Annotated in this window: 19 protein-coding genes and 2 pseudogenes; 19 read left to right on the forward strand and 2 right to left on the reverse strand. The window is 37.9% G+C overall.

Translation table 11 applies throughout. The features are described 5' to 3' along the window. Nucleotides 1-118 precede the first annotated feature (118 nt). The 3 genes from BG04_RS28060 to BG04_RS28070 are packed head-to-tail and all read left to right on the forward strand — an operon-like array spanning nt 119 to nt 3,070. On the forward strand, nt 119-1,099 hold the full coding sequence (locus BG04_RS28060) for an alpha/beta hydrolase (protein ID WP_034656034.1): 981 nt from the start codon (nt 119-121) through the stop codon (nt 1,097-1,099). 13 nt (nt 1,100-1,112) lie between these two features. Then, nucleotides 1,113-2,510, forward strand: a complete 1,398-nt coding sequence (locus BG04_RS28065) for an ATP-binding protein (protein WP_051975680.1) — start codon at nt 1,113-1,115, stop codon at nt 2,508-2,510. Next, nucleotides 2,489-3,070: a response regulator gene (locus BG04_RS28070; protein WP_230586631.1), complete on the forward strand. Its 582-nt coding sequence runs from the start codon at nt 2,489-2,491 to the stop codon at nt 3,068-3,070. The genes BG04_RS28065 and BG04_RS28070 overlap by 22 nt, the downstream gene beginning before the upstream one ends. A 172-nt stretch (nt 3,071-3,242) precedes the next feature. On the opposite strand, the gene BG04_RS29175 is transcribed toward BG04_RS28070, so the two are convergent. Beyond that, the gene (locus tag BG04_RS29175; protein ID WP_051975673.1) at nt 3,243-3,653 is read right to left on the reverse strand and encodes a helix-turn-helix domain-containing protein; all 411 of its coding nucleotides are present in this window, start codon (nt 3,651-3,653) and stop codon (nt 3,243-3,245) included. Nucleotides 3,654-3,798: 145 nt separating this feature from the next. On the opposite strand from BG04_RS29175, the gene BG04_RS28080 reads away from it, so the two are divergent. After that, nucleotides 3,799-4,014: a helix-turn-helix transcriptional regulator gene (locus BG04_RS28080; RefSeq protein WP_034656037.1), complete on the forward strand. Its 216-nt coding sequence runs from the start codon at nt 3,799-3,801 to the stop codon at nt 4,012-4,014. 41 nt (nt 4,015-4,055) lie between these two features. After that, on the forward strand, nt 4,056-4,304 hold the full coding sequence (locus BG04_RS28085; protein ID WP_034656040.1) for a hypothetical protein: 249 nt from the start codon (nt 4,056-4,058) through the stop codon (nt 4,302-4,304). A gap of 622 nt (nt 4,305-4,926) precedes the next feature. On the opposite strand, the gene BG04_RS28090 is transcribed toward BG04_RS28085, so the two are convergent. Next, a complete protein-coding gene (locus BG04_RS28090) occupies nt 4,927-6,156 on the reverse strand; it encodes an IS110 family RNA-guided transposase (RefSeq protein WP_034656042.1) in 1,230 nt (409 codons plus the stop codon). A gap of 378 nt (nt 6,157-6,534) precedes the next feature. Between BG04_RS28090 and BG04_RS28095 the strand changes: the two genes are divergently transcribed. From BG04_RS28095 to BG04_RS31730, 14 genes and pseudogenes are all read left to right on the forward strand, one after another. Further along, nucleotides 6,535-7,002: a hypothetical protein gene (locus BG04_RS28095; RefSeq protein ID WP_236702276.1), complete on the forward strand. Its 468-nt coding sequence runs from the start codon at nt 6,535-6,537 to the stop codon at nt 7,000-7,002. Between the two features lie 28 nt (nt 7,003-7,030). Further along, nucleotides 7,031-7,279, forward strand: coding sequence for a hypothetical protein (locus BG04_RS28100; RefSeq protein ID WP_034656045.1), 249 nt, complete (start codon nt 7,031-7,033; stop codon nt 7,277-7,279). Nucleotides 7,280-7,300: 21 nt separating this feature from the next. Further along, complete coding sequence (locus tag BG04_RS28105) at nt 7,301-7,606, forward strand: hypothetical protein (RefSeq protein ID WP_051975674.1); 306 nt, start codon at nt 7,301-7,303, stop codon at nt 7,604-7,606. A gap of 59 nt (nt 7,607-7,665) precedes the next feature. Continuing rightward, nucleotides 7,666-8,781, forward strand: coding sequence for a hypothetical protein (locus BG04_RS28110; RefSeq protein ID WP_034656047.1), 1,116 nt, complete (start codon nt 7,666-7,668; stop codon nt 8,779-8,781). Nucleotides 8,782-8,947: 166 nt separating this feature from the next. Continuing rightward, on the forward strand, nt 8,948-9,820 hold the full coding sequence (locus BG04_RS28115) for a type IV secretory system conjugative DNA transfer family protein (protein ID WP_034656050.1): 873 nt from the start codon (nt 8,948-8,950) through the stop codon (nt 9,818-9,820). A gap of 59 nt (nt 9,821-9,879) precedes the next feature. Then, a complete protein-coding gene (locus tag BG04_RS28120) occupies nt 9,880-10,386 on the forward strand; it encodes a hypothetical protein (RefSeq protein WP_034656054.1) in 507 nt (168 codons plus the stop codon). Beyond that, nucleotides 10,376-12,091: pseudogene (locus BG04_RS28125) on the forward strand (VirD4-like conjugal transfer protein, CD1115 family); the annotation flags it as partial. The gene BG04_RS28120 and the pseudogene BG04_RS28125, both read left to right, overlap by 11 nt. Nucleotides 12,092-12,691: 600 nt before the next feature. Continuing rightward, entirely contained in the window at nt 12,692-14,506 is a 1,815-nt protein-coding gene (locus BG04_RS28130) for a reverse transcriptase/maturase family protein (protein ID WP_177623026.1), read from the forward strand. Nucleotides 14,507-14,610: 104 nt separating this feature from the next. Beyond that, nucleotides 14,611-15,130 (forward strand): annotated as a pseudogene (locus BG04_RS31890) (TraG/TraD/VirD4 family protein); the annotation flags it as partial. Between the two features lie 417 nt (nt 15,131-15,547). Next, complete coding sequence (locus tag BG04_RS28140) at nt 15,548-15,754, forward strand: hypothetical protein (RefSeq protein WP_029325442.1); 207 nt, start codon at nt 15,548-15,550, stop codon at nt 15,752-15,754. 23 nt (nt 15,755-15,777) lie between these two features. Continuing rightward, nucleotides 15,778-18,639 (forward strand): pLS20_p028 family conjugation system transmembrane protein, encoded by a 2,862-nt coding sequence (locus BG04_RS28145; RefSeq protein WP_051975677.1) that lies wholly within the window; start codon nt 15,778-15,780, stop codon nt 18,637-18,639. A gap of 40 nt (nt 18,640-18,679) precedes the next feature. Continuing rightward, complete coding sequence (locus BG04_RS28150; RefSeq protein ID WP_034656057.1) at nt 18,680-18,970, forward strand: DUF5592 family protein; 291 nt, start codon at nt 18,680-18,682, stop codon at nt 18,968-18,970. 14 nt (nt 18,971-18,984) lie between these two features. After that, nucleotides 18,985-19,629 (forward strand): TraC-like domain-containing protein, encoded by a 645-nt coding sequence (locus BG04_RS28155; protein WP_034656060.1) that lies wholly within the window; start codon nt 18,985-18,987, stop codon nt 19,627-19,629. Between the two features lie 16 nt (nt 19,630-19,645). After that, complete coding sequence (locus BG04_RS31730) at nt 19,646-19,774, forward strand: hypothetical protein (protein WP_256656522.1); 129 nt, start codon at nt 19,646-19,648, stop codon at nt 19,772-19,774. Nucleotides 19,775-19,782: the final 8 nt, after the last annotated feature.

A 19,782-nucleotide genomic window follows, 5' to 3' on the forward strand; every position in this document is an offset into this window, starting at 1 on the left:
TAAAAGGAATGTGGGTTCATGTAAATCGGAACACAAGTTTGATATCATGAAAAAGAGTACAAAAATTTAACAAAAAACTAAAATATATCTAATTTTTAGGTCGTAGGGAGAAATTGATTTGTTATTTTCAAAACTTATAGATCATTACGCTTTAAATGATTTGCATAAAGACCGAAGTGAGGAGTATCAATACTATATTGATTCTGCTCATATACCAATAAATATAGATAGAGAAACTTTTTTTGAAGTACCAGCATCACTTTCAGATATTGGATTGAACATAACTTCTACAGACAAAGGATATAGCATAGGTGAATTTGGATTTGAAAGTTTGATACCTTCTGGGGATGATCTCAATGACTACGTAAGGGGAGAGGCTTTCTTAAATGAATCTGAAAGTAAGCCTCATGTTATTTTTGTACATGGTTGGCGAATGAAAGGGTTTGATCGGGTAAAGAAGATTTTTCATAATTCGATTATGAATAATTTAGGATGGAATATGTACTACTACACGCTTCCTTACCACTTGGAACGTCAGCCAGAGACATCACTTTACAGTGGAGAATTTATGGTTAGTGCTAATATTAATAGGACTGTTGAATCTACTAGACAAGCAATTGTTGATCTGAGGGCTTTAATCCAATGGATAAAAAATAACAAACAAGGTCCCGTAATTATAATAGGTGTTAGTCTTGGTGGCTTTATCTCAAATTTAGTTGCTACACTTGAACCTGAGATTGATGCTTTAGTTTCCATAATGTATTCTAATCGCCTTAGTTATTCGATATGGAATACGATTCCTGGTAAGTATATAAGACAAGACCTAGAGCATCATGGAGTGAATTATAACGATTTAATAAAATATTGGGAAGTAACCGAGCCAAATCAAGCCCTCCCCAAAATTAGTAAAGATAATATTTTACTGATCTCTGCCAAATATGATCAATATGTTCATATTCAAGACGCAGATTTGTTATGGGAGGCTTGGGAAAAGCCTACACGATACGTATATAATTGTGGACATGCTGGAATAGTTCTTAAACGAAAAAAAATTGCAAAGGATACCATTTCATTTCTACAAAATAAGCTAACGAGGTAAGTCGCATATGTTTATGTTTATAATGGTAGCTTTACTTTGGTTAATGAGTTCAATTCTTTTTTTTAGAAATCCTCAAAATGAAAAAATTAGGTGGGCCAGTATTATAGGGTTTTTCGGAGGTTTCGGGGGAATAGGAGCTCTACTGGGAAAGGGAGTAAATCGTCCAGAATGGATATTACACTTAGATGGAATATTTACATCGATAGGACACTACTTTACTCCATACGGTATGTTGATTTTTGGATTAGTTTATTCAGATGTCATTAGAAATACGGGAAAGAGAAATATATTAAAGCTGCTTTGTCTAATCCCAATCTTCATTATGTATCCTATTTTTCAAGTGTATCCAGAGTTTAAAGTGGATTTTCGTATTTTAGCATTATGGGTAGTACCCTATGTTGTTACAGCAAACATTTTATTAATCTATTCTGCTTGGCGAGAAGATCGACCAACTATTAAAAGAAGAAAGATATTAACTTGCATATTTGTCATACCAATGTTTACCTTTGTTTTGGTTACAAATATTATTTTAGAAGCATTAGGTATTGTAGGCGTATGGCACTACAATCCGTGGATTATTGTCAGTCAATTTCTAGTGTTCGTTTATTTTGGAGCTAGATATGGAATTCTGGGTGTGCGAATTAGGTTTGAAAAGGAAATACGGGATTCTAAAATGAAAGCAGCACGTTCTGGATCAGCTTTATTTAACCATACAATAAAAAATGAAATAGCTAAAATTGATTTGCTAGTAAATCAATTAAAGGAACAAATCGCACTCGATGAAAAATCTTCTGAAAAGCTAAATTTAGTATTAAATTCAACAAATCACCTTCTAGAGTTATCAACACGCATTCAAAGCAAGCTAAACACTATAAAGCTTAAAGAATCTGAATTCTCCCTTAATGAAAGTATTGATAGGGCTATTAAATTATCTAATGCTTATTTATATAATAATCAAGATATTAAAATCATGAGACAGTACATGGCTGATGTCACAATAGTTGGTGATACTGAGCAATTACAAGAAACTTACTTGAACATAATCAAAAACGCTATTGAAGCTATGGATGGAAAAGGCCAAATTTTAATAAGAGTCTATGCATCTCGTAAAAAAGTTTATATCGATTTTATAGATAATGGTAAGGGTATAGAGAAAGCTGATCTTAATCGTATATTAGATCCTTTTTATTCAACAAAAGGATCTACAAATGATTATGGTCTGGGTTTAACTCAATGTTATAACATTCTCCAAAAACACGATGGAAGTATTTCAGTGAAAAGTCAAGTTAATAAAGGAACGATATTCACATTGTCAATTCCATCCAAGAGAGTTGTTGATATCAAAATAAGCGAACAATCTAATTCTAACTCGATAGGAGAAAAAGGCCTATGGACGACAAAATTAAATTGATGATCGTAGAAGATGATTTAGTTTGGATGCAATCTATAAGTGATTATGTACAAAAGGATGACGATATCATTGTTGTTGAGCAAGCTTACAACAAAGAAGAAGCATTACAAGTTGATTGTACCAATATAGATGTAGTGTTATTAGATTTATCACTTTCAATTGATGATGAAAACTTCAGTGGTCTTGAGGTCGCTAGTTATCTATATAAAAAGGGTTTAAAGAAAATTATTATGCTAACCTCTTGGGATGAAAAGGATATTATACTTGAATGCTTTGATACAGGGGTTGTTAATTACATAACGAAAACATCTTATAGAGATATCCCTAATGCTATTAGAGAAGCGTTTAGAGGGAAAGTTAGTCTCCATGCTGATGTTACAAATGTATTGGTTGGAGAATTAAGGAAAGAAAGAAAAGTAAAGATATTAACACCAACAGAACGTGAAGTTTATACCTTAAAAGAACAAGGGTTAAATAAATCACAAATCGCTGACAAATTATATAAATCTGTCGAAACAATAAAAAGACAATTACGAATTATAAAAAGCAAAATGCAGTGAGGAGTTAGTTTGTAGCTAATTTCCATTGCATTTTGCTTTTTTTATGTTTTTGAGAACCACAATCTATAAAAAGAAGGTTATATATTATACCGCACTTACGATTGTTTGAGGAGGGGTATTTTTTTGACCCTCCCTTAAAAGTATTAAATCCTGTAACATTTAAATTACATAATCAATCATTATTTATTATCGAATTTAGGTGATTGGATAAATGTCTTTTCTGATTAGGGTTTAATTTATTCAGTGTTCTTAAGAGCGACATATCGTTTATAACAAGAGTTTCTGTTACCTCAATATCTTCAGAAGATAACCTATCTAATATAAGTGCGATGCGTTCATTATGAATCTGAGGAACATTTAAATTTTCACTTTTTTCTGGAGGTAATATGTCGTATAAGGTGATTTGAAGAGCTTCACACACATTTATCATGGTATCAAATGTACCAAATCTTTCCCCACGTTCTATGGTACTAATAGTACTCTGAGATGTATTTGATAATTTTCCTAATTCAATGGTGGTCATACCAAGGCTCTTACGATGTTCCTTAATTTTTGTGCCGATGTACTTTTTAAGTTCATTCATAATTATCTATCTACTTTCTTTAAAGTTATTTCATTAATTTTATCAAAATTTATTTATGTTGTGAAATTTATCTAATAGAAATTACCTTTTTTCGGTAAAATCTGTTTAAAAATTATCTTATATCGAATATAATGTGTTCAAGGAGGTGTTAGAAATAAATTCCATACGTGAGAAAAGGTTGAAAAATAAGTGGAGTCAGTGCTATTTAGCACAAATATCAGGAGTCCCACAATCGACTATATCTCAAATTGAAAGTGGGCTTCGACCATATCCAAGGTTTGAAAGTATGAAGAAACTAGCTGAAGCTTTGGAGATCCAGTTAGAAGATATTCTTTTACCTAGTCGTAAGCAGATAAAATGACATGTGGAATTTTAATTAATAGTTAAAGAGGGGCGATGAACATGGAAGCACAAAAGCGACTAGCATTCTATGACATATCAGATGTACGCGCGAAGAGTGCCAAAACCTTTGACGGAAGAACATACAGCTTAAAAGGTGGTATAGCTGTTGACAATGGAACGGGCGACATAAAGCGTGTAGCTGATATTTATTATGACGTACGCTCAGTGATGGATCAGTCTCATACCATCGTCGCCAAGCGAAGAAAAAGGGAAGAAGAATTAACAGAAGTGATTCAAAAAAGTTCATAATTCTTAAGCCAAACAGACAAGCGATTTTGAAACGTGCTGAGAGCACGAGTAATGGAACCTAGACAACTTCATATTGCGTGCCTCCCCTAAACGGATCACAAGGGGATCAAGGTATACGGTTAAAAATAAAGGTTCGATGAGTGCGTCCTAAAACTCATTGGTGATCTAGCAACAAAACAGTGACGGTGTATCCACGATCTGTGAAGAGTGATGACGTGAGGGTAATTCCGACGAAGCGACAACACTCCAAGCAGTAGATACACGAGGTTCTTCGTACATGCCGAAAACGTTGTGCATTATTGGGCTTAGTGAAAACTATGCATGCCAATATAGGGTTTGCCCTTCCAGCCAGAAACGGGTATATATTTCCTTTTAGTACTTGAAAAGACAGAGTAGATGCTGATATGTATGATAAACTATGAATACCTCTCGGTAGGTTTCAGAATCGCTTGTTATGTCTGAATATTAAGAATAAAGACCTGCGGTAGTATGTCAACTGAAAAATGAAAGAACGTAAAGTTATCAAAGGGCAATTTACTTAAAAAAAGCATCACGAAACTAGACCAGTAACGAATGTTATTTACTGGAAATTATTTGAAAGGTAGCGATGACAAGTTTTATGTCATATTTTCACGCCCCTTTCTGGCGTAAAGAGTTGGTGACTGCGTAGTAGCGCATCCACCAATCGCACGAGTTTTCTTGCGGTTAGAACGAGTGCACGTTTGTGTTGATGTTTTGGTACTTCACTGTACTTTTTCACGTAGTAATCCCGGTAATCTGGAACTTGCTTTCGTACGGAGTTGGCGGCTTCAACTAAGTAATATCGCAAGTAGTGGTTACCGTTACGTGATAGGGACGTGTCTTCGGCAGTAAAGCGCCCAGACTGATGCTTTCGCCAGTATAGACCTGCGTATTTTGCTACTTTAGCTTCATCATCAAACCGGTCTATTTGGCCAATTTCAGCTATGATACCCGCAGCGAATACGGGACCAATGCCAGGGATGGATTCAAGCGTGTGTGTCAATCCAGCCATCAGTTTTTTGATCGCTTTGTCAATTTCTTTTATCTGCTTTTGGAAGGTGCGAATGACCTCGATCGAGGTCCCAAGTATCACATCCATGGAATCTTCCACTACCTTGTCCAAGCGATACGAAGATCGCACGGCTTTCTGAATGGAGGTTGCCACACATTTCGGGTCACCAAATCGGTTTTTCCCTTTCTCTTGAAGGAATGCTGCTAGTTCCTCCAGTGGTAGGTGGGCTAGTTCTTCCAAGCTGTATTTCTCTAAGAAAAGCTCCATCATTGCGTTACCGAAGACCGAGGAGTCTACTTCTTGAGAGAAAGTATTACACTTATAGCTTAGGTGTTGAAGAAAATGCTGCTTTTCTTTTGTCATCATACGAATGAGTTGGTAACGGGACCGAGTCAGTTGTTGTAAGGCCACGTATTGGCTTTCTTTGACCACTGACATCTGGTTACGTCCAAAACGTAAGTAATCCGCAATGATAAAGGCATCGATTTCATCTGTTTTGTTCATGTCCGAATAGCTTTTCTTAAAATTAGCTATTTGTTTAGGGTTCATGACAAACACCTTGGCACCGAAGACTTTTAAGTCTTCATCATGATGGAGAAACATCGACGGGTGAAAACTATAGACCGATGTAGATTCTAAGCCAATCTTTAAGACGTCAACTTCTTGATCGCCTATGCAGTCCAATAAAAGCTCTTTAAGCAACGTCGCGCCTGGTAAGTCATTGGTGACGGTAAAGGCATTCAGCTTTTCTCCTTCACCATTTAAAATGCATACTTTCATATCAAACGAACTTACATCTAAACCAACAAATAATCTCACGGGAGAGACCTCCTTTCGATTTAGAATCACTTGGCATTTCCTTGGACGTCTCGAGATATCTCTAGTGTGTACGCCGACCAACAACCTCGTGTATCAGAGCTTCCCCTGCATTCGAAAGCCGCCATAGAGCTACTACCCTCTAGGTTCGAATGACAGGCTGCTCAGCCTGCGAGTAGGGAGTCCCGCGCGTTCACTGAGAAACAGTCTTACATTGTGGTTAATCCACAGGAGAAAGAAGAATTGTCCCAAATGATCCTATGATCATTATCTAGAAATATCTTGAGACATCCAAGTAATATGTTATTTAGTTTATTAATTAATATGGAAACAGATCTTAGCTCCTAAATAGGGCTTAAATATAATATACGAGGAGAATGAATGATGAATCGTAAACAAAAAATTGTGGCAGCAGCCGCAGGGATTATCGTTGCATTAGGAATAGGCACGGCAGCTATCTCTTCTCAGAATTCAAGTCCAGTACAAGGAAATGGTCAACTAGAAGCATTAAGTCCTCTTGAAATGAAAAAGTTTATGAAAGAAGATGGTACAGGATTTGTCATGTGTTCGTTTGACGAAGAAAAACGTGTAGTCTATATGAATGATGTCAAAAAAGCCTTAAAGGAAAATGATGTAGATGCTAAAGAATTAAATATTGATGACCCCAAATTTGAATTAGATAAAACTCAATCTGATTATGGCGTGAAGCAACATATTAATACTTTGGCTGTTTACAAAAAAGGGAAAATAGAAAAACAAATTGAGTTTGATGAATACGAGCCATCTGAGTTAGAAAGTGAACTATCTCATTTCATTAAAACATCAAAAGAACTGTACTTTGAAGAATAAGCGTTTTCCCTTGAAAGGTGGTGATAAGATGACCGTTTCGCAAAAGGACGTAAAGAAGTCAAAAGATCTTGTAGAAAAGTTATTAAAAGTGAATGACCAAAAGTACAACGATTGGCTTCATCAACAACACCAACAATTCATTGAAGAGAATCAAGAGTTAATTCTTCAAGCATTGAGTGCTTTTACAGGCCAAGAGGAAGAGGAGGAGAAAAAAGAACCAAAAGTAAATGAACAAGTTTCTGTAAAGCCAACAAGTATTCCAGTAATGCAAAATTAACAAATAAGAGGAGTGAAAGACATGTTAGATTTATTGAATAGCGTAGATGTGACGCAGTTAACCTCTCATTTAACACTGGGAGCTGCGGACGGGATGACAGGGCTCATCGAAAGTGGAAAATCAATTATCAAATGGTTGCAACGAATCGCTATGGTAGCCGCAGCACTTGCGTTTTGTGTAGGAGGCTATCATTTAATTTTGGGAGGCGAACGAGGTCGTCATAAATGTATCGCGTGGTTTGTAGGAGGAGCAATTGGTTTGATTGTTGTTATGGGTGCGTATCAGTTAGCCGAAGGGGTTAACACAAATGTTCATTTTGGTGGTTAAGAAAAGCTATACACAAGGGTTGTATAGCTTTTTTCTATGCCCATTTTTAGGAGAAAGGAATGGAAAATATGCTATCTGTCCTATTTATGCAAAATCAAATTGACCAATTGAAGGCGTTTCATAAGATGCCGATTGGAGAAGCATGCGAGGTCACATCGCAGATTGAAAAAGAGTACCAAGAGAAACAGAAAAAAGCTAAGGTTGATTTTGTTGTCCTCGACAACGATGGCATCGAGTTTTATCGTGGAGCCTTATCTTTTGGATCAGGTACTGCTTCTCATGTGGTGGATCATATTTGTAAGACATTAACGAGTGTAAAAATGAACGACCAACAAGAAGCGCGAAAGCGAATCTTTCTGGAACGATTGAACGAACAGATACCGGACCATCTGAGACAATCAGATGGTCTTTCTATTTCCAGAAATCATATCCTAACGAACATTCCATCATCTGCGCATCACCGAAAATGGATGGTTGGAGGAGGCATTCTAGCTCTTCTCATCCTTTCAGCTACTTCATTCTCAACCGTGGCTACTTCCCAAAATCGAGCTGAAACGATTCAAGATTTACAAAAACAGGTTAAATTGGAACAACGACTAACCAATATTTATGAGGATGCTCTTTTAGGAGAGCGAGAAGGTGCTTTGCAGAAGCTTTCATCTATTCCAAAGAAAAACCTAACGGAAGAACAAAAAGACGTCTATACGAGCCTTCTCGTTAGTCAAAAAAATTATAAGGAGGCCGTACAGCTTCAAGGAAATAATCCTCAGGTTGTGGAAAACATGATTGCTCAAAAAGAAGATGTTGGCGCTTTAAAAGAATTCCAACAGTCTTTTCCTTCCCCAAATGGTGCGTTTGATCTTGCCTATCACGAACAACGTTGGGAGGACATGATGCGTCAATCAGGTGTTGAAATGACAGAAAAACGATACGAAATGAAAGCTTATAGCTATTTAAAACTAGATAAGGTGGAGGAGGCGAAAAAAGAAGCAGCTCATATTAAGAATCAAGAATTAAATCAAAAAATAGAAACCTATGAACAAACCAAAAAAGAGTTAGAGGAAACGAAAAAACAAGTGGAAGAGGAAAACAAGAAAGACCAAAAAGACGAGAAGAAAATCAAATCCTTAGCCGATCAACAAAAGAAACAAGAAGAAGTCATGAAAAATATATAAGGGAGAAAGGAAGAGAATAGGGTGATAAAATGCTTCAGTTGGATGGTGTATGTTGCGTTGGGAGTGATCTTATATATAGGGATTAAGCATCCAGACATTGTACGAGGAATTGCCACTCCTTTATGGCCTGGATTATAAAAAACAATAATTATAGGAGGGAGAAATCATGGCGTTTTATCATAAAAATAGCTCTAAAAATTCTATTATCCTAGGAAAAATGGGAAAAGGAAGAGCCTTCTATTTAAAAAAGAAACTATTCAACAAATATTTTTATGAAGGAAACCTGATGCTAGGTATGAGTGAAGAAGGAATCGCCTCGTTGAAGGAAAGTGGAAATCAGAATGTTCTTGTAGTAGGAAAGACAGGTATCGGTAAAACGTCAACCTACAGTGTTCCAAATATCTTAGTAGAACAAGAGAGAAGTTTGATCGTAATTGATCCAGCAAGAGAATTATATCAACAGACCTATGTTGAAAAAGGGAATCAAGGTTATAACATTGAGACCAAATCTCTAAGTGAATGCCATGATGGAGTACTAAAGCACTTAGTTCAACAGCTTTTTGAAAAGAAGACGATCTTATATCTTCATGTACATGCATTTTATCATAACGCTTCTGAAGAAGAGCGAGTAAGGAAACTTTTTAAACTATTATATGAATTCATAACAAATACAAAAAAGAGATATCATGGTGTTCATGTCTTATTTGAAGAAGCCCGTGGTTATAAAATACCTGATTTACTGCGCCTTTTAGAAACGTGCAACTCCTATCAAATTCAATTTTCTCTTGTCATTCAAACAGTAGATTGCTTAAATCGCTTATACGGAAAAGAGGCTGCTAAATCAATTTTAAATAGCTGTCTAATGAAATTATTAATGGGAACTGAGAGCATGGAGGACGCTGAATATTTTAGCGACCTTATAGGTAGGGAAATGTCACCAAAAGAAATTTTATATATGCCTTATGAGAAATCGCTGCTGACTTACGCTTCTGGTTCACAAATAATTGATAAGTTGCCTGTGATGTCTCGTTTTGAATGAAGAGCATAAAAAATGGTACTTCCTACTACTAAAAAAGTTTAAGAGAAAGGATGACTGGCATGTATACCAGTAGCAAAGCCAAGAATCAGCGACAATCCTTTGTCGTTGGTGTGGAGTATGGACATGAGGATCTTTTCCTAGAACTAGAACTAGGAACATTCCGTACCACTCCTCTTCATGCTCAACGAATTGCGAATAGTATAAACAGTGTGATTCTCCTAGAAGATCACATGGTGGTAATTTTCAAAAATGCTGAGTCCATTACGATTAATGATGATTTTCTCAAATACGCATATAAGTTCAGAGTGTGTACCAAGCCTAAGTTACCGCCTCTTGAATTATCAGCCCTTACTCATCAAGAACGAGAGGAGTTTATCCAAAATCAAGCGTATATCATAACCGAAGAGGATATGAAAGAGGTCAACTGGGACATCAAAACGGCTTTTCAGTACCTTCAACAACAATATGATGCACGAGATCAATCCTACTTTTCGTTTTCATCTAGTTCATCATATGTGATCCCACTATCAACACACGTACAACAGGAGGTACAACATGCACCCTAATAAGTCCATGAGATATATCGTAGCCGAGAAACAAGTGCTTATTCCTTTAAGTGCTTGTTTTTTTGTGCTTATTTTTCTGATTTTAAACTTTTTATTCAATACGCTGCGAAGTCTTATTCAAACCACATTTAGTGATGTGTTTGATCCGCAGCCGTTTCATTTGTCTCTCTCGTTTTTCTGGCAAATGAACACCCATCAGTATGCAGCCATTTACTGCATGATGTTACTCATCGCCTGCTTATTGACGGCCAAATTAACGTATGATGTACGTTCTAATTTTAAAGATTTAAATCAAAATCAAAAAGGATCGGGACGCTTTACAACACGTCGAGAGCTTCAAAAACAATATCGAAAAGTACCCGAGAAAACGGAGCATTATCCAGGCGGAGGTGGTGTACCAATCTCTCGCATCAAAACGCGCAATCTTATTCATAACTGGCACGACTATCAAAAGTTAAAGGGGATGGATAAATTGGTCAAAGCACATCAACTATTTACAACTCGTAATCACTTATTAATTGACGATACGCCCGTAAATAATCTCATTATCGGGATTACACGATCAGGGAAAGGAGAAACCTTTGTCATTCCAGCCATTGATGTGTATTCAAGGGCTGAAAAACAGCCGTCACTAATCCTCAATGATCCAAAAGCTGAATTGCTTGCAGCGTCCAAAGAAACGCTTGAAAAAAGAGGCTATCACATCGAAGTATTGAATTTGTTAAATCCCTTAGAATCCATGAGCTATAACTTGTTAGAAATGATTAAAGAAACGTATAAAGACGGAGATTATTCAACTGCCCAAGCACTTTGTAACACACTATCCTACACGCTTTACTACAATCCAAATGCGAAAGATCCCTTTTGGCAACAATGTGCGATGAGTCTATGTAATGCCATGATTTTAGCCGTAACAGATAAGTGCATTAAGGAAAAAACAGAAGAAAAGATTACGATGTACACCGTAGCAAACATGTTGTCAGAGCTAGGATCGAAAGAAGTCGTGATAGATAAAAAAGGAAATACACAAAATGCTTTAGATATGTACTTTGATGAGTTACCAACAAATAGTGTTGCGAAAATGCAGTATGCGACATCAAACTTCTCGAAAGGCACAACACGGGGCGGGATCTTTACCCAAACAATGAATGGATTATCTATTTTCACGTTTGACGAAATTGCGAAAATGACGGCTAAAAATAGTGTGGATTTAAAGCGCGTAGGCTTTGGGAAGACCCTGAAAGGAAAAGCCATGCCTCTTACGCGTTTAGAGGTTACCTTTCCCGATGGGAAAGTGGAAAGTATTAAGACGGATGCCAAAGGCTTATTTGAACTTAATTTTACAAGTGAGATTAAGCCAAAAGAAAATGAGATCCGTATTGCTGAAAAAGTGAACGACCAGATTGTCACCGATCATAAAAATGAAACGGTTGTGTCGGTCTATAACATCGATCGAAAAAAGGGAACGACCTCTTTTCGTGTGGAGAAGCAACATCCAGACATCCACGTAAGCGAAGTGACGTATTTTACAAAGCCAATTGCGATCTTTATGGTGACACCTGACTATGATTCTAGTAATCATGTGATTGCCTCTATTTTTGTGCGTCAACTGTATTATGTATTAGCCAAAAATGCCTCACTGGCTAAAGGAAACAAATGTCATCGTGAAGTGGTGTTTTTACTGGATGAATTTGGAGTGCGCCCATACGGGCATATAGAGAATCTCCTTAGACAAGAGATGGGAGTCTGCGCTTAACCCATTTACCGCCTTGCTTACCCACAAGGGGAAACCCGGAGGGGACCAGAGCATGCAAGGAAAGCCCTAAGTTACCAAAGTGACCTAGGTACGACTGAGGGGCAAGGTAAAAAATGTTATGAATAAGGATGAATGCTAAACTGCGTGAACCATAGTCCAAAGTGGAGTATCGTCGCCCGAAGTGAAGGGTCATTGAAACGCTTCGCAGTCAAGAATGGAAATATTGCCAAAGTTTCCATTGAACATACGTGATACGTATGGCAGACCAAAGACTGGCTAACTTGGATAACAAGTAACGGACGAAAGTGGCATCCGACATCATAATTAGTCTAGTTTCTATATGTACTAAATGGGGATTACCTAACTTGGAACGCCTCGTAAGGAGGCTATTGAGGATGATACCAAGTGTAAAAAGCAAGGTATGTGGCTCATGAAAATCCAATATGGTAACGGAGTTCTCGTAGTAGTCAGAGCGAGGGAAAGCCTCGTACAAGGCAAAGGAGAACAGTCTTTTCGACTAATATTAAATTGGGAAGGGGCGTGAGGCTCTTGCGAAGCCCAAAAATCGTATTAGGAAATCTAGCATCTCACAGTAACAAAGCAGGATATAAATACAAAAAATTATATCGAAATCTGTATAACCCATTATTTTTTCTTGATGCCTATCAAAATATATACGCCAGCGAAGGAAACATGACTGCTGGAACAGATGGAAAGACCATTGACGGAATGTCTACAGAAAGAATCTCAGCACTAATTGATAAGTTACGAGATTATTCTTACCAACCAAAACCAGTAAGAAGAGTTTATATTCCAAAGAAAAATGGAAAAAAGCGTCCGTTGGGCATACCTTCCGTAGAAGATAAGTTAGTTCAAGAAGTCATCAAAAACCTATTACAATCCATCTATGAACCAACCTTTAGTAAGTTCTCTCATGGCTTTCGCCCTGAAAAAAGTTGCCATACAGCACTAATTCAGGTCAAAGGAACCTTTACTGGGAGTAGATGGTTCATTGAAGGTGATATCGAAGGTTTTTTCGACAATATTAATCATCATATCCTTATCCATACCCTAAGGAAGAGGATAGATGATGAACAATTTATTTCGCTTATATGGAAGTTCCTTAGAGCCGGATATTTAGAGGAATGGAAGTTTCATAAAACGTTTAGTGGTGCACCACAAGGTGGTATTCTTAGCCCTTTACTAGCAAATATTTATCTAAATGAGTTAGATAATTTTATAAATCGGTATAAGTCAACTTTTGATGTAGGAAAAGTTAGAAGGATAAACCCAGCTTATTCTAAAATACAACATCAAATAAACAGGGTTAAGAAAGAACTGAGGGAATCCAAGGAAATAGATGAAGTACGGGAAAAAGAATTAACCAATAAGGTACATGAGTTGTTAGCTGAAAGAGAACGTATTCCTCAACGATATCCGATGGATGAGAATTATAAACGAATCCAATATGTTAGATATGCAGATGACTTTCTCATTGGAGTTATTGGAAGCAAGGAAGATGCGTACAAGGTAAAAAAAGACATTGCTAATTTCTTGAAATCAGAACTTAAGCTAACATTATCCGAGGAGAAAACACTTATAACAAATACGAGGCATAAGGCTCGATTTTTAGGATATGACGTTAAAGTTTTGCGAGATTTTCACTCTAAACGACGAAGCGATGGAATAAAAACAAGAGCATTCTCGTTAAAATGTGAACTATATATGCCTACTGATCTTGTTTATAGTCGCCTGTTTAAAAAAGGGGTAATAAAGGTCAACCAAAAGACAGGTCAATGGAAACCAATGCACCGTCCAGAGTTAATTAAATTGGTTCCTCTTGAGATTTTAAGAAACTATAACGCCCAGATACGTGGAACCTATCAATATTACCAACTGGCAGTTAATGTGTGCCATCTAAACAGTTATAAGTATCTTCTTGAATATTCTATGTACAAAACCTTAGCAAATAAGTACCGTACTACCTTAGGTAAAGCTAAACAAAAATTTATGGTGAACGGAATATTCCAAGTCAGTTATATGACAAAGTCCGGTAAGAAAACGGAAGTGCTTTATGATAAGGGATTTCGTAGGAATAAAGCTCCTATAACTAAAAAGGATATAGAAAAACTTCCTTCGGAAGTATCATACCAATCCCGAACATCGCTTATCCAAAGGTTGATGGCTAATCAATGTGAATGGTGTAAGGCTGAAGAAGGCTCAATGGAAGTTCATCATGTTCGAAAGTTAAAGAACCTTAAAGGGAAAAAGAAATGGGAAAGACAGATGATAGCAAGAAGTCGTAAAACGATGGTACTTTGTCGAAAGTGTCATCATGACCTGCATAATGGGAAGCTAGACTGAAAAGATGGAGAGCCGTATACCTTGAGAGGGGTACGTACGGTTCGGGGGGGAGTTCTCGGAAACCTAAGACCGAGAGGTCTTAAGGCGCCGGGTTCTTACCCTACAATATGCCAGCGATTGAAGGAATGGCAAACATTATCACGGTTTGTCTAGGACGAAATATACGCTTTAATTTAGTGATTCAAGCCTATCCGCAGCTCAAAAATAAATATGGTGAAGACGCAGCTACGATTGAAGGGAACTGCGGAAATACTATTTATATTTTAACGAATAACTATGAAACAGCACAAGAAATTTCAAAGAAGTTAGGAGACGGGACCATCAATTCTACGTCTCGAAGTGGAAAGACCTTATCAACGGATAAAAATAAGACGGAGGGTGTGGATGCCAAGCCATTATTAACACCCAATGAGCTGATGGAACTGAAAGAAGGGGAAAGCGTCGTGGTGCGTGTCGTCAAACGTCAAGACCAATCACGCCGGCGTATCAAAGCTCATCCCATTCATAATACAGGGAAAACCGCACTTAAATACCGATGGGAATATCTTGGAGATGATTTTAACACGGATCGTTCACTGTTAGACATTGATATTGAATCCTTGCATAAGGAAGTGAATCCAAGAGAGTTAGCCATTGAAAACTTCTTCTCCTTCCAAAAACAAGCCAAACAAGAGCCAGAACCAGTGAAAGGGGAAGAGTTACAAGAAAAAGCATCTGTAGAAGAGAAGGATCAACCTTTTGCGGATGTGAATCGCGAAAACTGGAAAAGCCAAACGGTTGAAGCATTCTTTTCATTGGATGAAGGAGTATGGACATACATGCAAACCACAGTCGCTCCTTCCTTAGCTATCCCAGTGGAGGTATTTAAACAACAATCTATGGGTGCCTTTTACGATGAGTTTATGGGATCATCTTATACAGATCAGTTGGATGAACAAGATTATCAGCTAATTGAAGAAACGATCAATAAGATCTTAATAACGTGTGAACAAGATAAAGAACATGCCAAAAACTAACGTATATTAAAGGAGGAGAAACGGAATGAGAGCTATTTCAAAGGAATTAGAACAGATGTTAGAGGCGTATTCGCCTCTTGTACAGGAAGGAAGACAGATCGCCATTGGGTTGTTAGATGGAACGGTCCATCTTGAAAAAGGAAGAAAGGGAGAAGCACCAATTCAAATTCGTGTTTCTCTTCTCGATCAGCGATTAAACATGACAGTAGATGCCTTATTTCAAGGGTTGTGAGAGTGTAGAAAGGAGGCAAGAGAATGAAAAATGAAGAGATTCTGAAAAAGCTACATGAATTTGCCGATTACCTTGATAAAGGAAACATTGCTTCGTATTTATTGAGAAAAATAGGGTGGGGCATTATACAAGTACTATCTTTTCTCGTGGATAGTTTAGAAGGGATTACAGACAAGGTATTAGGCATTAAGCTCTTTTTTAATTCACCTGCGATTCAAGATTTCATTAAAGAGATCCAGCCGTTTCTCTATATCTTGTGGGCATTTTCCTTCCTGTATATCGGTTATATGTTAATCATCCATAAAAAAGTTAATCGAGAACAAATCATGATTAACATTTTTATTTCAATGGCTGTGTTGCTTTTATTAAACACAGGTATGGTAAAAGCTGATAGATTTACCGATCAAGCCATTGATGCGGTTGATTTAGATGGAGATAGTACTGTTAGTGAAAAGATTATTAAACAAAATATAACCGATGTCGCTCAATTTGATGTGAATGGGTGGAAGACACCTAAACTGAAAGAACCCAATAAAGTACCACAAAATCGTATTCAGATGATTGATATTACTGAGAAAATAGATGATAAGTTTAAAATAGGAGAAGATAAAGAGATAAGTAAAGAAGGGCGGGAAATTTTAACTCATAAAGCTGCCATTACCCCTGATGGAAAAGAAGGGTTAGTAGAGCTTGAAAATGGATGGTTTGATTTCTTTCCAGAGCTTTACTATCGCTGGCACTGGAACTTTTGGACGATTGCTATTTCTCTTTTTGTCACAGGCATGACGATGCTGTTTATATCTATTAAACTAGCAAAGTTATGCTATGAGCTAGGGTTTAATGCAATTTTGGCTCAGTTAGTAGCCCCTGCGGATGTAGGAGATGGACAAAAGTTAAAAACTGTTCTACAAAACATATTGAATACGTTCCTAGTGATTATTATGATTTTCATTTCGATGAAAGTCTATCTGATAGGCATGACTTATATAGCTGAACACACGGAAGGTGTCACAACGCTTATTCTTCAGATTGCCTTTAGTATTGCAGTTGTAGATGGACCGGTCATGTGTGAGCGTCTTTTCGGAATTGATGCGGGACTCAAAAGTGGTTGGGGGGCTGTCGCAGGCGGTCTTGCGATGATGAAAGGAATAGAAAGCACTATGAATGGTGCGAAAGGGACATTCAAAAATGCAACAGATCTTGCAAAAGGGATTGGAGGTCTTGGAAAAGGTGCAGCTGGCAGTGCTCTTCAAGCTGCCGCAGGTCTTGGAGGGCTTGGTAAAGGATTAGTAGGAAGTAAAGGGAATAACGGCCAACAATCCAGTCTACATGAAGAAATGAAAAAAGCCGGAGTCGGAGGAGGAAATGGAAAAGATGCTTCTAAAGGACAACAGGGAGGAGATATGAAGCAAGGAGCCGCAACCGGCAGAGAATCCGGTCAACAAGAAGGTGGACAAAAAGGGAATGTTAACTACGCCCAAGGAAAAGGGGAGCAACAAGGAAATACAGCCATCGCAGGAAATGGAGGGGCTTCCCTTCATGAAGAAATGAAGGCCTCTGGTTATGATGATAACAGCTCAAGTGAAGGAACATCTTCTAGTGTAGAAAACGGAGGAGCTTCTCTTCACGGGGAAATGGCGGCTTCTGGTTATGATGACAACAGCTCAAGTGAAGGAACATCTTCTAGTGTAGAAAACGGAGGAGCTTCTCTTCACGAGGAAATGGTGGCTTCTGGTTATGATGACAACAGCTCAAGTGAAGGAACATCTTCTAGTGTAGAAAACGGGGGAGCTTCTCTTCAAGAGGAAATGGCGGCTTCTGGTTACGATGATAACAGCTCAAGTGAGGGAACATTTTCTAGTGTAGAAAATGGAGGAGTTTCTCTTCAAGAGGAAATGGCGGCTTCTGGTTACGATGATAACAGCTCAAGTGAGGGAACATCTTCTACAGTAGAAAGTGGAGGAGCTTCCCTTCAAGAGGAAATGGCGGCTTCTGGAAATAGTGGAAGCCGAAGTGAAAGCAGCTCCTCTATAGGAAGCGTAAGTACACCTATTCAAGAGGAGATTCAAACTTCCGGTTATAGTGGCAGCCCAAGTGAAGGCGGTTCTTCTATAGGAAGTGTAAGTACACCCGTTCAAGAGGAGATCCAAACTTCCGGTTATGGTGGAAGCCGAAGTGAAAGCAGCTCCTCTATAGGAAGCGTAAGTACACCTATTCAAGAGGAGATTCAAACTTCCGGTTATAGTGGCAGCCCAAGTGAAGGCGGTTCTTCTATAGGAAGTGTAAGTACACCTGTTCAAGAGGAGATCCAAACTTCCGGTTATGGTGGAAGCCGAAGTGAAAGCAGCTCCTCTATAGGAAGCGTAAGTACACCTATTCAAGAGGAGATTCAAACTTCCGGTTATAGTGAAAGTCCAAGTGAAAGCAGTTCTTCTATAGGAAGCGTAAGTACGCCTGTTCAAGAGGAGATCCAAACTTCCGGTTATAGTGGCAGCCCAAGTGAAAGCAGCTCTTCTATAGGAAGTACAAAGGTTCCTTCATCAATAAATGAACCTTCTATTACGATGCCGAGAGACATGGATCAGGCACAAAGACAAGTGGCAACTACCCAAGAACCTCGTCAGGTAAAAGAAACCATCAAGCAAGATCAGGTTCCTGCTTCCACAAGTGATATTCCAATGCCACATCAACATCGGACAGAAACGCGGAATATCGCCCATGTCGTGCGTGATAATGTTAAAGGGAAAATAGGAAACGTTAAGAACCGAATTGAAAGCTCACCAACGCTTCATAAGACAAAGCGCTCGTATCAAATCGGGCGTAATACGGGGCAAGATTTACGTAAACTTGTGTCTAAGAAACAAAAGAAATTAGATGAGAAGTAACGGGCGTTACTTCTCTTTTTTATGGAAAGGAGATTCCTAGATGGCAAACTATACAATTCCCAAAGAGATTTCAACGGAATTGAAGATTAATAAATCGCTTTATTTATTTGATTTGTTGTTTATCATCGGCTTATTACTTTTCACGATGATGTTACGCTATTTTATTCATCCGATGCTCCATATTCCGTTTTACGTGTTTATGGGCATATTTGGTCTGATTATGATTCTTCGACCCTTAACCAATCCTCAAAAACGGATGTATGAAATCTTATTACTCACGATGGTACGCAAGAAAAGCACCTATTGCGCCATTGATCGGGATTATGAATAAAGGAGGGTTACCACATGGCGATATTTGATGAAAAGGAGATCCAAAAACAAGCAGCACGTTCCTCAAAAAAACTTTTTCCTTTTAGTCGTGAAGGGTCAAAAGGAGAAATAAAAAAGAAAAAGGAAAAACCGCCAGAAATTAAAAAGAGTGTAACGGATATTATTCCAATTATCGATCAAACCAAGAATGGCCTGTTTGAACTGAAAGAAGAAGGAGGCTATTTTGATATCTGGCAAATTCAAAGTACCGATGTAAACTCATTAAATGAGGAAGATGCGAATCGTCACATTTATATGCTAGCCAAAGGCTATCAAGGGGATGAGAAGTCGCTCAAAGTGGTGTCCTTGAATTTACCTGTATCCACTCAAAAACAACAACAGTTTTTACAGAAGAAAATCCAACAATCAGAGGATGCCTTATTCCTACGGTTCCTACAGAAAAAATTAAAGGAACTGCAATACTTAGAGTGGGGGCGCACCAATCGTGAATACTTCCTCTTTCTCTATGGGGACAAGGAAACGGATGTCATCGCCCGTCATGCTCAATTCATGCGTGATGTTCAATCCATTCTGCCTTTATCAACGGTGTCACAAGAAAAGAAAATTGATTTACTTTATAAACTTTATAATCAAAATGCCAAGCTCGGCAATAAACAATAGAGAAGGAGAATGCTTAATGAATAAAAAAATAGAGGGCTTCACTCATATGCTGCAGCAAGTAGGAGGAACGAAATTAGTGATAGAGGTCGAAAAGGGAAACGTGAATCCTTTTCACCTTGTTCATGAACCTATAGAGAAACGATAAAATCAAGA

Origin of the sequence: Priestia megaterium NBRC 15308 = ATCC 14581 (assembly GCF_000832985.1) — a bacterium.
GTDB lineage: Bacteria > Bacillota > Bacilli > Bacillales > Bacillaceae_H > Priestia > Priestia megaterium.